This is a genomic window from Pseudomonas fluorescens, assembly GCF_001623525.1.
Lineage (GTDB): Bacteria > Pseudomonadota > Gammaproteobacteria > Pseudomonadales > Pseudomonadaceae > Aquipseudomonas > Aquipseudomonas fluorescens_Q.
Genome location: NZ_CP015225.1, coordinates 4,366,825 through 4,381,677 on the forward strand (window position 1 = coordinate 4,366,825; position 14,853 = coordinate 4,381,677).

Sequence of the window (14,853 nt, forward strand, 5' to 3'; positions counted from 1 at the left end):
AAGGCACGGCAAGAGCCGTGCCTTTTATCTATCGGGGCAATTTGTCGCGGTTTAACTGATCGTTCCTACGCTCTGCGTGGGAATGTCTCAAGGGACGCTCCGCGTTCCAAGGGGGACGCAGAGCGTCCCGGGCTGCATTCCCACGCAGAGCGTGGGAACGATCAACAGCGGTCAGACTTGCAGGTAATCCAGAATCCCTTCCGCCGCATTGCGGCCTTCGAAGATCGCCGTTACCACCAGGTCGGAACCACGAACCATGTCGCCACCGGCGAAGATCTTCGGGTTGCTGGTCTGGTGCTTGTACTGGCCCTGCTCCGGAGCCACCACGCGGCCCTGGCTGTCGGTCTGGATGCTGAACTGCTCGAACCACGGCGCCGGGCTTGGGCGGAAGCCGAAGGCGATGACCACGGCGTCGGCCGGGATGATCTCTTCGGAACCGGGGATCGGCTCGGGACTGCGGCGGCCACGGGCGTCCGGCTCGCCGAGACGGGTCTCGACCACCTTCACGCCTTCGACCTTGTCTTCGCCGACAATGGCGATCGGCTGGCGGTTGTAGAGGAACTTCACGCCTTCTTCCTTGGCGTTCTTCACCTCTTTGCGCGAACCGGGCATGTTGGCTTCGTCACGACGGTAGGCGCAGGTCACCGACTTGGCGCCCTGGCGGATCGAGGTGCGGTTGCAGTCCATCGCCGTGTCGCCACCGCCGAGCACCACCACCTTCTTGCCTTTCATGTCGACGAAATCTTCCGGCGACTTTTCAAAGCCCAGGTTGCGATTAACGTTGGCGATCAGGAAATCGAGGGCGTCGTAGACACCCGGCAAGTCCTCTCCGGCAAAGCCGCCCTTCATGTAGGTGTAGGTGCCCATGCCCATGAACACGGCATCGTATTCTTCGAGCAGTTGCTCCATGGTCACGTCCTTGCCCACCTCGGTGTTCAGGCGGAACTCGATGCCCATGCCGGTGAAGACTTCGCGACGATTGCTCAGCACGGTCTTTTCCAGCTTGAACTCGGGGATGCCAAAGGTCAGCAGGCCGCCAATTTCCGGGTTCTTGTCGAACACCACCGGGGTCACGCCACCGCGCACCAGCACGTCGGCACAGCCCAGGCCCGCCGGGCCGGCACCGATGATCGCCACGCGCTTGCCGGTCGGCTTGACCTTGGACATGTCCGGACGCCAGCCCATGGCGAACGCAGTGTCGGTGATGTACTTCTCCACCGAACCGATGGTCACCGCGCCAAAACCGTCGTTGAGGGTGCACGCCCCTTCACACAAGCGATCCTGCGGGCACACCCGGCCGCAGACTTCCGGCAGGGTGTTGGTCTGGTGGGACAGCTCGGCGGCCTGGAGGATGTTGCCCTCGGCCACCAGTTTCAGCCAGTTGGGAATGAAGTTGTGCACCGGGCACTTCCATTCGCAATACGGGTTACCGCAACCCAGGCAGCGGTGGGCCTGGTCGGCCGACTGCTGGGGTTTGAAAGGCTCGTAGATTTCCACGAACTCTTTCTTGCGTTGACGCAACAGTTTCTTCTTCGGATCCTTGCGCCCGACATCGATGAACTGGAAGTCGTTATTCAGACGTTCAGCCATTGTTAAAACCTCATCAAACTCTTCAGGCGCATATCACTGCGGGTTGGCACGAGTGCTGGAAAGCAACGACTTCAGGTTGGCAGCCTTCGGCTTGACCAGCCAGAAACGGCGCAAGTAGTCATCGAGGTTCTCGGCGAGCTCACGACCCCACTCGCTGTCGGTTTCCGCGACATACTCGTTCAGCACGTTTTGCAGGTGGCTGCGATAGGCTTCCATCGCCTCGCCGCTGATCCGCTGGATTTCCACCAGTTCGTGGTTGACCCGGTCAACGAAGGTGTTGTCCTGGTCGAGCACGTAGGCGAAACCGCCGGTCATGCCAGAGCCGAAGTTATAACCGGTCTTGCCCAGCACGCAGACAAAACCACCGGTCATGTACTCGCAGCAGTGATCGCCGGTGCCTTCCACCACAGTGTGGGCCCCGGAGTTACGCACAGCGAAACGCTCGCCTGCGGTGCCGGCGGCGAACAGCTTGCCGCCTGTGGCGCCGTAGAGGCAGGTGTTGCCGATGATGGCACTGTCCTGGGTCTTGTAGACGCTGCCCTTGGGCGGAACGATGACCAGCTTGCCGCCGGTCATGCCCTTGCCCACGTAGTCGTTGGCATCGCCTTCCAGGTACATGTCCAGGCCACCGGCGTTCCAGACGCCGAAGCTCTGGCCTGCGGTGCCCTTGAAGCGGAAGGTGATCGGCGCCTTGGCCATGCCCTGGTTGCCGTGCTTGCGGGCGATTTCGCCGGAGATCCGTGCGCCGATGGAACGGTCGCAGTTGCAGATATCCAGGTCGAACTCGGCACCGCTCAGGTCGTTGATCGCCGCAGCGGCCATGTCGACCATCTTCTCGGCCAGCTCACCCTTGTCGAATGGTGGGTTGCGATCAACCTGGCAGAACTGTGGTTTGTCTGCCGGAATGTAATCGCTGCCCAGCAATGGGGTCAGGTCCAGGTGATGCTGCTTGGCGGTCTGGCCTTCGATCACTTCCAGCAGATCGGTACGGCCGATCAGCTCTTCGAGCGAACGCACGCCCAGCTTCGCCAGCCACTCACGGGTTTCTTCGGCCACGTAGGTGAAGAAATTCACCACCATGTCCACGGTACCGATGTAGTGGTCCTTGCGCAGCTTGTCGTTCTGGGTCGCCACGCCCGTGGCGCAGTTGTTCAGGTGGCAGATGCGCAGGTATTTGCAGCCCAGGGCGATCATCGGCGCGGTGCCGAAGCCGAAGCTCTCGGCGCCGAGGATGGCGGCCTTGATCACGTCCAGGCCGGTTTTCAGGCCGCCGTCGGTCTGCACCCGGACCTTGCCGCGCAAATCGTTGCCGCGCAGGGTCTGGTGAGTTTCGGCCAGGCCCAGTTCCCACGGTGCACCGGCGTACTTGATCGAGGTCAGCGGCGATGCGCCGGTGCCGCCGTCGTAGCCGGAGATGGTGATCAGGTCGGCATAGGCCTTGGCCACGCCGGCCGCGATGGTGCCAACGCCCGCTTCCGCCACCAGTTTCACCGAGACCAGCGCCTTGGGGTTCACCTGCTTGAGATCGAAGATCAGTTGCGACAAGTCTTCGATCGAGTAGATGTCGTGGTGCGGCGGCGGTGAGATCAGGGTCACGCCAGGCACCGCGTAGCGCAGCTTGGCGATCAGGCCGTTGACCTTGCCGCCAGGCAGCTGGCCGCCTTCGCCGGGCTTGGCGCCCTGGGCGACCTTGATCTGCAGCACTTCAGCGTTGACCAGGTATTCCGGCGTCACACCGAAGCGGCCGGTGGCCACCTGCTTGATTTTCGAGCTCTTGATGGTGCCGTAGCGCGCCGGGTCTTCGCCGCCTTCGCCGGAGTTGGAACGCGCACCGAGGCGGTTCATGGCTTCGGCCAGGGCTTCGTGGGCTTCCGGGGACAAGGCACCCAGGGAAATACCGGCCGAATCGAAGCGCTTGAGCACCGACTCCAACGGTTCTATTTCACTGATGTCCAACGGCGTGTCGAGGGTCTTGACCTTGAGCAGGTCGCGAATCATCGACACCGGACGGTTGTCCACCAGCGAGGTGTATTCCTTGAACTTGCTGTAGTCGCCCTGCTGCACGGCGGCTTGCAAGGTGTTGACCACGTCCGGGTTGTAGGCGTGGTACTCGCCACCATGGACGAACTTCAGCAGGCCGCCTTGCTGGATCGGCTTGCGCGGACTCCAGGCTTCGGCCGCCAGGGCTTTCTGTTCGGCTTCGATGTCGACGAAACGCGCCCCTTTGATGCGGCTCGGCACGCCACGGAAGCTCAGCTCGCAGACTTCTTCCGACAGGCCGATGGCCTCGAACAGTTGCGCGCCACGGTACGAGGCGATGGTCGAGATGCCCATCTTCGACAGGATCTTGAGCAGGCCCTTGGTGATGCCCTTGCGGTAATTCTTGAAGACCTCATAGAGGTCGCCCAGCACTTCACCGGTACGGATCAGATCGCCCAGCACTTCATAGGCCAGGAATGGATACACCGCCGAGGCACCGAAACCGATCAGCACCGCAAAGTGATGCGGATCGCGGGCGGTGGCGGTCTCTACCAGGATGTTGGAGTCGCAGCGCAGGCCTTTTTCGGTCAGGCGATGGTGCACCGCGCCGGTGGCCAGCGAGGCGTGGATCGGCAGTTTGCCCGGCGCGATGTGACGGTCGCTCAGCACGATCTGGGTACGACCGGCGCGCACGGCTTCTTCCGCCTGATCGGCAACGTTGCGGATCGCCGCTTCCAGGCCGACGCTTTCGTCGTAGTTCAGGTCGATGACCTGGCGCGCGAAGCCCGGACGGTCGAGATTGGTCAGCGAGCGCCATTTGGCCGGGGAAATGACCGGCGAGCTGAGGATCACCCGCGAGGCATGCTCCGGCGACTCCTGGAAAATATTGCGCTCGGCACCGAGGCAGATTTCCAGGGACATCACGATCGCTTCGCGCAGCGGGTCGATCGGCGGGTTCGTCACCTGGGCGAACTGCTGGCGGAAATAGTCGTAAGGCGTGCGCACGCGCTGCGACAGCACGGCCATCGGCGTGTCGTCACCCATGGAGCCGACCGCTTCGTAGCCCTGCTCGCCGAGCGGACGCAGCACCTGGTCACGCTCTTCGAACGTCACCTGGTACATCTTCATGTACTGCTTGAGCTGATCGACGTCGTAGAACGCCGAACCGTGGTCGTTGTCTTCCATGGTCGCCTGGATGCGCAGGGCATTCTTGCGCAGCCATTGCTTGTATGGATGACGGGACTTGAGACGGTTGTCGATGGCGTCGGTGTCGAGGATCTGGCCGGTTTCGGTGTCCACGGCAAAGATCTGGCCCGGGCCTACGCGGCCCTTGGCGATGACATCCTCGGGCTGGTAGTTCCAGACACCGATTTCCGAAGCCAGGGTGATGAACCCGTTGGTGGTGGTGACCCAACGCGCCGGCCGCAGGCCGTTACGGTCCAGCAGGCACACGGCGTAGCGACCGTCGGTCATGACGATACCGGCCGGGCCATCCCACGGTTCCATGTGCATGGAGTTGTATTCGTAGAAGGCCCGCAGGTCCGGGTCCATGGTCTCGACGTTCTGCCACGCCGGCGGCACCAGCATGCGCACGCCGCGGAACAGGTCGATGCCACCGGTCACCATCAACTCGAGCATGTTGTCCATGCTTGAGGAGTCCGAACCCACGCGGTTGACCAGCGGGCCGAGTTCTTCGAGGTCGGGCATCAGGTCGTTGGCGAACTTGGTGCGACGGGCCACGGCCCAGTTGCGGTTGCCGGTGATGGTGTTGATCTCGCCGTTGTGGGCGAGGAAGCGGAATGGCTGGGCCAGCGGCCATTTCGGCAGGGTGTTGGTGGAGAAGCGCTGGTGGAACACGCAGATCGCGGTTTTCAGGCGCTCGTCGCTCAGGTCCGGATAGAAGGCGGTGAGGTCCGCCGGCATCATCAGGCCTTTGTAGATGATGGTCTTGTGGGAAAAGCTGCAGATGTAGTGATCGGTGTCGGCGGCATTGGCCACGGACGAACGACGACGGGAGCTGAACAGCTTGATCGACATGTCCTGGTCGCTCAGGCCTTCGCCCGCGATGAACACCTGTTCGATCTGCGGCAGGCGCTCGAGCGCCAGGCGGCCGAGGACACTGGTGTCGATCGGCACTTTGCGCCAGCCGACCAGTTGCAGGCCGGCGGCCAGGATCTCGCGATTCATGTTTTCGCGAGCCGCCTGGGCCTTCACCGGGTCCTGATTGAAGAACACCATGCCCACGGCGTACTGCTTGGGCAGGGTCACGCCAAACGTTTCCTGGGCAATGGCACGCAGGAACTCGTCGGGCTTTTGAATCAGCAAGCCACAACCGTCGCCGGTCTTGCCGTCGGCGTTGATCCCACCACGGTGGGTCATGCAGGTCAGGGCCTCAATGGCCGTTTGCAAAAGGGTGTGGCTGGGCTCGCCCTGCATATGAGCTATCAGGCCGAAACCGCAGTTATCCTTGAATTCATCTGGTTGGTACAGACCTGCTTTCATAGACACTTTCTCACCAGGCTGCCTCTAATCGAGGCAAATTTCTTTTCAATTCAACCAGTTGCATGCCGCGCCGAACGTACGCCAGCTTTGCGGGGGCAAAAGGGAGGTCATTGTACACACCGACACAGAGGCTCACAAATTTGACGACGAACTGTCGCAAATCCATGTCGCATTTGTGAAAGGTTTAAAGCTATATGCTGTGCTAGTCAAAACTTTTTTGGGTTCGACCGCTACGACTCAAACACTACTGTGACGCAGACACCACAAGGCGCGCGGCCTGAAAGGTCGCCCGCCCCTGCGGAAATTTTGAGGTTGCCGGGAGAGGCGGCCTGGGTAAGGCCGCCGAATCTTCAGCGAGTTGCTGCCAGTTCCTGTTGGACGCTGGCGACAGTGCGAGGCCAAGGTTTACCAGCCTGAACCTTCGCTGGCAAGGCCTTGATGGCGGAAACGGCTGCATCACGGTTGGCAAAGCTGCCGTAGGTGATGACATACAGCGGCTTGCCGTTGAGCACTTTCTTGAAATAACGGTACTCGCCGCCCTGCTCCTTGACGAAGTTCTGCGCCGCGGCTTCGGAGCTGGTGCCGAGGATCTGCACTACGTAGTTGCCCGGTGCCTGGCCAGCGTACCAGCTACCGCCCGCGGTCTTGGCCGGGGCAGCAGCAGGCTTGGCTGCGGGCGCTGGTGCCGCCGGCTTGGCGGCAGGCGCTGGAACCGGGGCAGGCTTGGCGGTGGCCACCTGGGTGGGTGCCGGAGTCGGCTTGGCGGCCGGGGCAGGCGTCGGGGCAGGGCCGGCCGGCACGCCCACAGGCGGTGCGGTGGTGGTCACGGTCGGCGGCACGTCGCTGCTGTCGTCGACCGGTGGCGCTGCGCCGTCGTCGCCTTCGGTGATGCCACCGGCCGCTTCAGCCAACGGGCCGCGCATGACCGGTTGCGACTGGCCGACCAGCGGCAGTGGCATCGGCTGGGTGTTGCCGGCGAATTCCACTGCCGGCGCACCCCCGTTGGGTTGCGGCGTCCCTTGGCCGAGAGGCAGTTGCGCCTGTTCGTTGGCAGGGGCACCCGTGGTGGGCGCCTTGGTGCGCCCCGGCATCAGCCAGGCGGCGGCAACCGCGACCACGACGACGGCGGAAATTGCCAATACGTGTTTCTTCGGCATGTTGAACCCCATACTTGGACGCTTCACCGCTGAGCGGCTGGCAATCATGACTTCAATCAGAGCATCGCGGGCGACCTGGTTGATGTTGCCAGGCCAACCGTCGGAGCTTTCGTGAATCTCAGAGATCTGATCGGCGGTGAAAAGTTCGATACCCCGGCCCGCCCCCTCAAGACGCTGGGCCAGGTATTCACGCGTTTCTTCCTCGGTGTAGGGTGCCAACTCGATGACGTGGAAGCGCTCTTCCTCAAGGTTCAATTGCTCCAGATCAGCGATCAGCGACGACTCACCGAACAGGAACACATGAGGGCGACCCTCCGGCGCTCCGGCCGCCAAGGCCAGCAGGGCCTCGAGGGCCGACTCGTCGAGTTGCTCGGCATCGTCCACCAGCAGATAGACTTCCTGCCCGGTCAGCGCCAGTTGCACGATCTGATCGAGAACTGCACCGATTTCGGCCTGCGCGACGTTCAGCGCCTGGGCCACCTGACGCAATACACCGGCTGCATCGCCGGCGCCACGGGCCGATACCACCACGCTTTGCACGGACTGCTTGTTGGTGCTGGCCACCAGGGCCTGGCGCAGCAAGGTCTTGCCACTACCCTGGGGACCGGTGACCACCAGCAGCAACTGGCTGTAGCGCGCCAGGTGATGCAACTGGCCCAGTACCGGCTTGCGCTGTGCAGGAAAGAACTTGAAGCCCGGGACCCGCGGTGCGAAAGGGTCATGACTCAATTGGAAATGGCCGAGGAAAGCCTCGTCGGCATGCAAACTAGTCATCGGATCTTATTAACCTTTAAGCTGAGCCAGGGCGCGGTAGTCCGCTCCCAGCGTGGCCTGTAGAACTTCTTTCGGATAATCGTCGGTCACCACCGCTTCGCCCATGTGGCGCAGCAGCACCAGACGCAGACGACCGTCGATCACTTTTTTGTCGATTGCCATGTGTTCAAGAAAATCCGCCTCGGTCATTTCTTCAGGCGGAACCACCGGCAGCCCGGCGCGCTGGAACAGACGGATACCGCGATCGCGCTCCTGTTCGCTGATCCAGCCCAGGCGCGCAGACATCTCCAGGGCCATGACCGTACCGGCCGCAACGGCCTCGCCATGCAGCCAGACACCATAGCCCATGTGGGTTTCGATGGCATGGCCAAAGGTGTGGCCCAGGTTGAGCGTGGCACGCACTCCCGATTCACGCTCATCGGCCCCCACCACGGCGGCCTTGGCGGCGCAGGAGCGTTCGATGGCGTAGGTCAGGGCTGCTTGATCGAGCGCGCGCAGGCGGTCGACGTTCTCTTCGAGCCAGCCCAGGAACGGCTCGTCGCAGATCAGCCCGTACTTGATGACTTCCGCCAACCCGGCAGACAGTTCGCGGGCCGGCAAGGTATTGAGGGTGGCGGTGTCGATCAGCACCACATTGGGCTGATAGAAAGCACCGACCATGTTCTTGCCCAGCGGATGGTTGATCCCGGTCTTGCCGCCCACCGACGAGTCGACTTGCGACAGCAGCGTGGTGGGGATCTGGATGAAATCGACGCCGCGCTGATAACAGGCGGCCGCAAAACCGGCCATGTCGCCGATCACACCGCCACCCAAGGCAAGCACCGTGGTGCGGCGATCGTGGCGCGCAGTCAGCAGGCCATCGAAGATAAGTTGCAGGGTTTCCCAGTTCTTGAAGGCTTCGCCGTCGGGCAATACCACGGAAATGACCGAGAAGGCCGACAGGCTGCGGGTCAGACGTTCCAGATACAGGGGCGCGACGGTTTCATTGGAAATGATCGCTACTTGCCGCCCGGCGATATGCGGCGCCAGCAGTTCGGGCTGGTCCAGCAGGCCCTCGCCAATATGAATCGGGTAGCTGCGCTCGCCCAGGTCGACCTTAAGTGTCTGCATGTGTCCCCACAGTGAAGATGGAATCAGGCGTCCTGCCTGCGATTAACGAAATGCCCAACGGGGATAAATCCCCTCGCCACAGGTCCCAAGAGCTTGGCTTGCCGTCATTAATGGCTATCCGCCACGCCTCGGACGGGTTCCGACGGGACGTCGAGGATAGCGCATTTCGCCAAGCGCATTAACGGGGAGGCAGTTGCTGAAGGCGATCGAGAATGTCCAGCACCACCATACGCGGCGGCCGCTCGTCGGTTTCCACCACCAGGTCGGCGATCTCCCGATACAGCGGATCACGCAGCTCCAGAAGGTCCCGCAGGGTCTTGGCCGGGTCGGCGGTGCGCAACAGCGGGCGGTTGCGATCCCGAGCGGTGCGACCCACCTGCTGCTCGACAGAAGCATGCAGATAGACCACTCGTCCGCCGGCATGCAGCGCCCGACGATTGGCTTCGCGCATCACCGCGCCGCCACCGGTGGCGAGCACCACGCCATCGAACGCGCACAGCTCGGCGATCATCGCCTGCTCACGGTCACGAAAGCCCGGCTCGCCTTCCTTGTCGAAAATCCATGGGATATTGGCGCCCGTGCGCAATTCAATTTCCTTGTCGGAATCTTTGAACGGCAGGCGCAGCTCTTTGGCCAGCAAACGGCCGATGGTGCTTTTTCCAGCGCCCATCGGCCCAACAAGAATCAAATTTCGCACAGAATCAACGACTCACAGCAATCGCCTGGTTATTCATGATACGCGGAGTGAGGAACACCAGCAGCTCGGATTTGCTATCCGAAACCACATCACGCCGGAAAAGGCGGCCAAGATACGGCACATCGCCAAGAAATGGCACCTTATCTACAACCTTGCTCTGAGTATTTGAGAAAACCCCGCCAATCACAATGGTCTCGCCATCATTGACCAGGACCTTGGCATTGACCTCGTTTTTCTTGATCGGCGGCACATCATTCACCTTGTTCAGGTAGTCCGGCTCATCCTTGGTGACCTTGACCTCCATGATGATCCGGTTGTCTGGAGTGATCTGCGGGGTCACCTCCAGCGACAGCGAAGCCTCCTTGAACGACACCGACGTCGCACCGCTGGAACTGGCTTCCTGATAAGGAATTTCCGTGCCCTTGAGGATCTTTGCCGTCTCCTTGTCGGACGTCACCACCTTGGGCTGGGAGACGATCTCCCCGTTGCCGGTCTTCTCCATGGCCGTCAGTTCAAGGTCCAGCAATACGTTGTCGGTGATGAAGGCAATGCCAATGCCCGAGGTATTGCCCGAGGCGCCCAGGTCGACGAACGGCTGGTTGGTGCTGGTGCTACCCGGCGTGCCGATAGTGGTTGAATCGCCCGTGGTAACCCCCGAGGAACTCCAGTTGCCCTTGTTTTGAATCGAACCGCCCCAACGCACGCCCAGGCTTTTGTCGTAGTCGACGTTAGCCTCGACAATCCGCGCCTCGATCATCACCTGGCGCACCGGAATATCCAGTTGCGCCACGATCCGGCGCAGTTCGTCGAGACGGTCCTGGGTCTGGTAGGCAATGATGTTGTTGGTTCGCTCATCGACCGTGATCGTGCCGCGCTCATCGGCTTTCGCCTCGGCGCTGGTCACCGACTGGAACAGCTTGGCGATGTCCGTCGCCTTCGCATAGTTGACCTGCAACAGCTCACGCCGCAGCGGCGCCAGGTCGGCAATCTGCTTCTGCGACTCCAGTTCCTGGCGCTCACGGGCGGCAATTTCATCGGCCGGAGCCACCAACAGCACGTTGCCGACCTTGCGTTTGTCCAACCCCTTGGTCTTGAGCACCAGGTCGAGCGCCTGGTCCCAGGGCACATTCTGCAACCGCAGGGTGATGCCACCCTGCACCGTGTCGCTGGCCACGAGGTTCAGGTTGGTAAAATCGGCAATCAGTTGCAGGACCGAACGCACCTCGATGTCCTGGAAGTTGAGCGAGAGCTTCTCGCCACTGTAGGCCGCCCGGTCGGCGTTACGTTTTTGCAGGTCGTCGACGGTCATGGGCCGGACGCTGACGGTGAGCTTGTTGTCGGTCTGGTAGGTCGAGTAGTCGAAAGTCCCGCTGGGTTCGATGCTGATGGTCGCTCGGTCGCTGCCGGCGCTGGCATTGACGAATTGCACCGGGGTAGCGAAGTCCTTGACGTCCAGGCGCACCCGCAGCGGCTCGGGCAACTGCGTCCTGGCGAAATTGAGGATGATCTTGCCTTCGCGCTCCTGGATGTCCGGGGCGATGGACGGATCAGACAGATCGATCACCACGTTGCCTTCGCCCTGGGTCCCGCGCTGGAAGTCCACCCCACGGATCGCCTTGCCCACCGGCCCACTGGCCCTCGCAGGCGCAGCGCTGGCAACCGCCGGGCGCGGGGGCTGAGTGGTGGAGTTCTTCGGGGCAGTGCTCTTCGGGGCGGCGCCCTTGCCAACCACCACGAACAGGTTGTTACCTTCGATCCGGGTGTCATACGGCGCCAGTTGGGTAAGGCCGATGATCAACCGAGTACGATCCCCAGCCTCGACCACAGTGGCGCTGCGTGCATTGCCCCCGCCCAGGTCGTGGCGCTTGCTGGAAAGTTGATTGGTCACGCCCGGCAGATCCAGTGCAATCCGTGCCGGTTGTTCGGTGGTGTAGCCCCGGGGTGGTGGCGGCGGCCCGTCGAAGGTGAGCTTCAACTCGACACGGTCCCCCGGCAACGCCGCCACATCCAGCGTCTTCAGGCTGGCCCCAAGAACCATCGGCGACAACAGCGCTATCCATAGCGAAATACCGAGGGCTGAAAAAAACCTGTTCATTGTTCGAATTCCACTATGAATGCTCTTTCAAAGGAATGGTCCGTGGTCGCTCCAGCCAGGCACCCTCGCCATCGGGAACGATTTCGACCACATCGACCTGGGTGGCACTGATGCTGACGATCCGCCCGTCGTTGCGCCCCAGATAGTCACCGACCTTGAGCCGATGCACCCCGCCCGCGCCCCGCAGGAGCGCGAAGGAGCCACTGACATTGGAGATCGTACCGACCATTTCGAACTGCTCGATGTTGAAGCCTTCCAGGTACTGTTTGACCCGGTTCGGGTCGGGCCGGACATTGCGCGAGCCCCGCTGCCGTTCAGCCTGGTCCACGCGGACCTGCCGGGAAAACGGGCTGCGCAGGTTGGCGGCACTGTAGGTAAAGGTTTCGTAGGGCCTGAACGTCGGCGTCGGCTCGATCTTGCCGGGTGGCCGCAGACGCACTTCGTTCATGTAGGCGTCCAGGTCGCTGAAACCGTTGTCGTTATCGCAGCCCGCCAGCGCAACCAGGCCTGCCAGCAGGCAGATACGACACAGCGGCCTCATGGTTGCGCCTCCTGCTCGTTGTACCGGTAGGTCTTGGCCTGGATGCTCATGCGCAGCTTCGCGCCGGCCTCGGGCTCCATCGGTGCGATCTCGAAATCGTGCAGCGTGACAATCCGGGGCAGCCCCGCCACCCCACTGACGAACGTCGCCAGGTCGTGGTAGCCACCGGTCACGGTGATCTGGATCGGCAACTCGATGTAGAACGGCTGGGTGACTTCCGGCAGCAGCTTGATTTCCTCGAACTCCAGGCCACTGCCCAGGCCGGTGCGAGTAATGTCTTCCAGCAGGCCTGGCACTTCGGTATCGCTGGGCAATTGCCGCAACAGCACACCAAAAGACATTTCCATCTGCTTCATCTGCTCGGTGTAGCGCTCCAGGTTCGCAGCCATGTGGGCCTTGCCCGCGAATTGCGCCTTGAGGGTGTTTTCTTCCTCGCGCACCTGCTGCAACTGGTTCTCCAGGTCGCTCAAGGCAAAGTTATAGCCCAGCCCCAGCACCAGGACCACCAGCAGGACACCCGACAGCCACTTGATCGGTGCGGGCCAGGAACCGATGTTGTTGGTGTCCAGGTCACTGAGATCGATCTTGCGCAGTGCGTCGAACCACTCCCCTGGCTTCATTGGGCGTCCTCCGCATCGGCCGGGCGAGTCTGGCGAACCGTCAGCTGGAAGACGTTGGCCTGGTCGAGCTGCCCAGCGGTGGTGGCCTTGACCTCCGTCAGGCTGGGCGTGTCGAACAGGTCCGACGAGTCCAGGTTGCGCATCAGGTCCGAGACCCGGTTGTTCGATTCCGCGGCCCCCTTGATCAAGAGCGTCCGGTCTTCCATCTTCACTTCAGTGAAATACACCCCGTCCGGTAGGGTCCGCACCAATTGGTCGAAGATGCGCCCGCTGACCGGCCTGTTACCTTGCAAGTCCTGGATGATGCGCATGCGCTCCACCAATTGCTGGCGACGGGCCTTCAATTCGCTGATCTGCTTGATGCGTTCGTCCAGCACGGCGATCTGCTCGGAGAGATGGCTATTGCGAGCGACCTGATGGTCGATGGCGCTATCGAAGTACCGGACCGCGACCAGGACCACGCCGACCGCACCGACCAGCGCCCCCACCAAGGCCAGCAAAAAGCGTTTACGCCGTTCTTCACGCAGCTCTTCGCGCCATGGAAGCAGGTTGATCCGCGCCATCAGTCGAAACTCCTGAGGGCCAGCCCACAGGCAATCATCAGTGCCGGCGCATCACCGGCCAGGGCGCCGGCATTGACCTTGCTGCTCAGGGCCATGTTGGTAAACGGGTTGGCCACCTGGGTCGGCGTGCCCAGGCGCTGCTCGATCAGCCGATCCAGGCCGGCCACCGAAGCCGTGCCCCCGGCCAGCAAAATGTGGTCCACCGCACTGTACTGGCCCGAGGCGAAGAAGAACTGCAAGGACCGCGAGACCTGCTGTACCAGGGCCTCGCGAAAAGGTTGCAGCACTTCGCTGAGATAGTCGTCCGGCAGACCACCCTGCTTCTTTGCCAGGCCGGCCTGTTCGGGTGTCAGGCCATAGCGACGCTGAATTTCCTCGGTCAGTTGGCGACCGCCGAACAATTGTTCGCGGGTATAGATGATGCGCCCGTTGTGCAGCACGCTAAGGGTGGTCATGGTGGCGCCGATGTCGACAACCGCCACAGTCAGCCGTTCCTGAGAGGCAGCCAGTTGCTTGGCGAGCAGGCCGAAAGCACGCTCCAGCGCATAAGCTTCCACATCAACCACCCGGGCCGTCAGCCCGGCGAGCGCCAACGCGGCCTCGCGGACCTCGACGTTTTCCTTGCGGCACGCCGCCAGCAGCACTTCGACGCGCTCGGCACTGCGTGGCGAAACACCCATGACTTCGAAATCAATGGCCACCTCATCCAGGGGATAGGGGATGTATTGATCGGCCTCGATCTTGAGCTGGTTTTCCATGTCATCGTCGGACAGCCCGGCGTCCATCTCGATGGTCTTGGTGATCACCGCCGAACCCGCAACGGCCACGGCCACGCCACGCAAGGGTGTCCGGGCCTTGGCCAACAGACGCGACAACGCCTGCCCCACCCCTTCGAGCTCGGCGATGTTCTTCTCGACCACGGCGTTGGCTGGCAACGGTTCGACCGCGTAGGACTCGACGCGGTATCGGTCGCCCTGGCGGCTCAACTCCAGCAGCTTCACCGACGTCGAACTGATGTCGATCCCCAGAAGCGCATGGGCTTTTTTATTGAAGAGTCGTAGCACTACCAATTCCCTATGACTATCCGTGAGTTACGGACTCTCTAATATGCATTGCGTTCAATCACACCGGTCCGACGGACGTCCGGATGGCATTCCCGACGAAAAAAAATGCTTATAATGCCCAGCGTTTTTTTTCGCTTTGTTGCAAGCACGGGTCCATCCC

Annotated in this window: 10 protein-coding genes; all 10 read right to left on the reverse strand. The window is 62.0% G+C overall.

What is annotated here, in order from left to right; all coding sequences use genetic code 11:
• Positions 1-171: 171 nt before the first annotated feature.
• Positions 172-1,590, reverse strand: a complete 1,419-nt coding sequence (locus TK06_RS18755) for an FAD-dependent oxidoreductase (protein ID WP_003196992.1) — start codon at positions 1,588-1,590, stop codon at positions 172-174.
• Between the two features lie 33 nt (positions 1,591-1,623).
• Positions 1,624-6,072 (reverse strand): glutamate synthase large subunit, encoded by a 4,449-nt coding sequence (gene gltB, locus TK06_RS18760; RefSeq protein WP_063323299.1) that lies wholly within the window; start codon positions 6,070-6,072, stop codon positions 1,624-1,626.
• Positions 6,073-6,422: 350 nt separating this feature from the next.
• On the reverse strand, positions 6,423-8,003 hold the full coding sequence (locus tag TK06_RS18765) for an AAA family ATPase (RefSeq protein ID WP_063323300.1): 1,581 nt from the start codon (positions 8,001-8,003) through the stop codon (positions 6,423-6,425).
• A 9-nt stretch (positions 8,004-8,012) separates the two neighbouring features.
• Positions 8,013-9,113 carry a 3-dehydroquinate synthase gene (aroB, locus tag TK06_RS18770; RefSeq protein WP_063323301.1) on the reverse strand — a complete coding sequence of 367 codons (1,101 nt, stop codon included), beginning with the start codon at positions 9,111-9,113 and terminating at the stop codon, positions 8,013-8,015.
• Positions 9,114-9,291: 178 nt separating this feature from the next.
• Positions 9,292-9,810, reverse strand: a complete 519-nt coding sequence (gene aroK, locus TK06_RS18775; protein WP_003196983.1) for a shikimate kinase AroK — start codon at positions 9,808-9,810, stop codon at positions 9,292-9,294.
• A gap of 4 nt (positions 9,811-9,814) precedes the next feature.
• Positions 9,815-11,905 (reverse strand): type IV pilus secretin PilQ, encoded by a 2,091-nt coding sequence (gene pilQ / locus TK06_RS18780; protein WP_063323302.1) that lies wholly within the window; start codon positions 11,903-11,905, stop codon positions 9,815-9,817.
• Between the two features lie 13 nt (positions 11,906-11,918).
• Positions 11,919-12,446, reverse strand: coding sequence for a pilus assembly protein PilP (locus TK06_RS18785; protein ID WP_063323303.1), 528 nt, complete (start codon positions 12,444-12,446; stop codon positions 11,919-11,921).
• Complete coding sequence (gene pilO, locus TK06_RS18790; protein ID WP_063323304.1) at positions 12,443-13,066, reverse strand: type 4a pilus biogenesis protein PilO; 624 nt, start codon at positions 13,064-13,066, stop codon at positions 12,443-12,445. The genes TK06_RS18785 and pilO overlap by 4 nt, the downstream gene beginning before the upstream one ends.
• Entirely contained in the window at positions 13,063-13,629 is a 567-nt protein-coding gene (locus tag TK06_RS18795) for a PilN domain-containing protein (protein ID WP_063323305.1), read from the reverse strand. The genes pilO and TK06_RS18795 overlap by 4 nt, the downstream gene beginning before the upstream one ends.
• Entirely contained in the window at positions 13,629-14,693 is a 1,065-nt protein-coding gene (locus TK06_RS18800; RefSeq protein ID WP_063323306.1) for a pilus assembly protein PilM, read from the reverse strand. Before TK06_RS18800 ends, TK06_RS18795 begins: the two co-directional genes overlap by 1 nt.
• Positions 14,694-14,853: the final 160 nt, after the last annotated feature.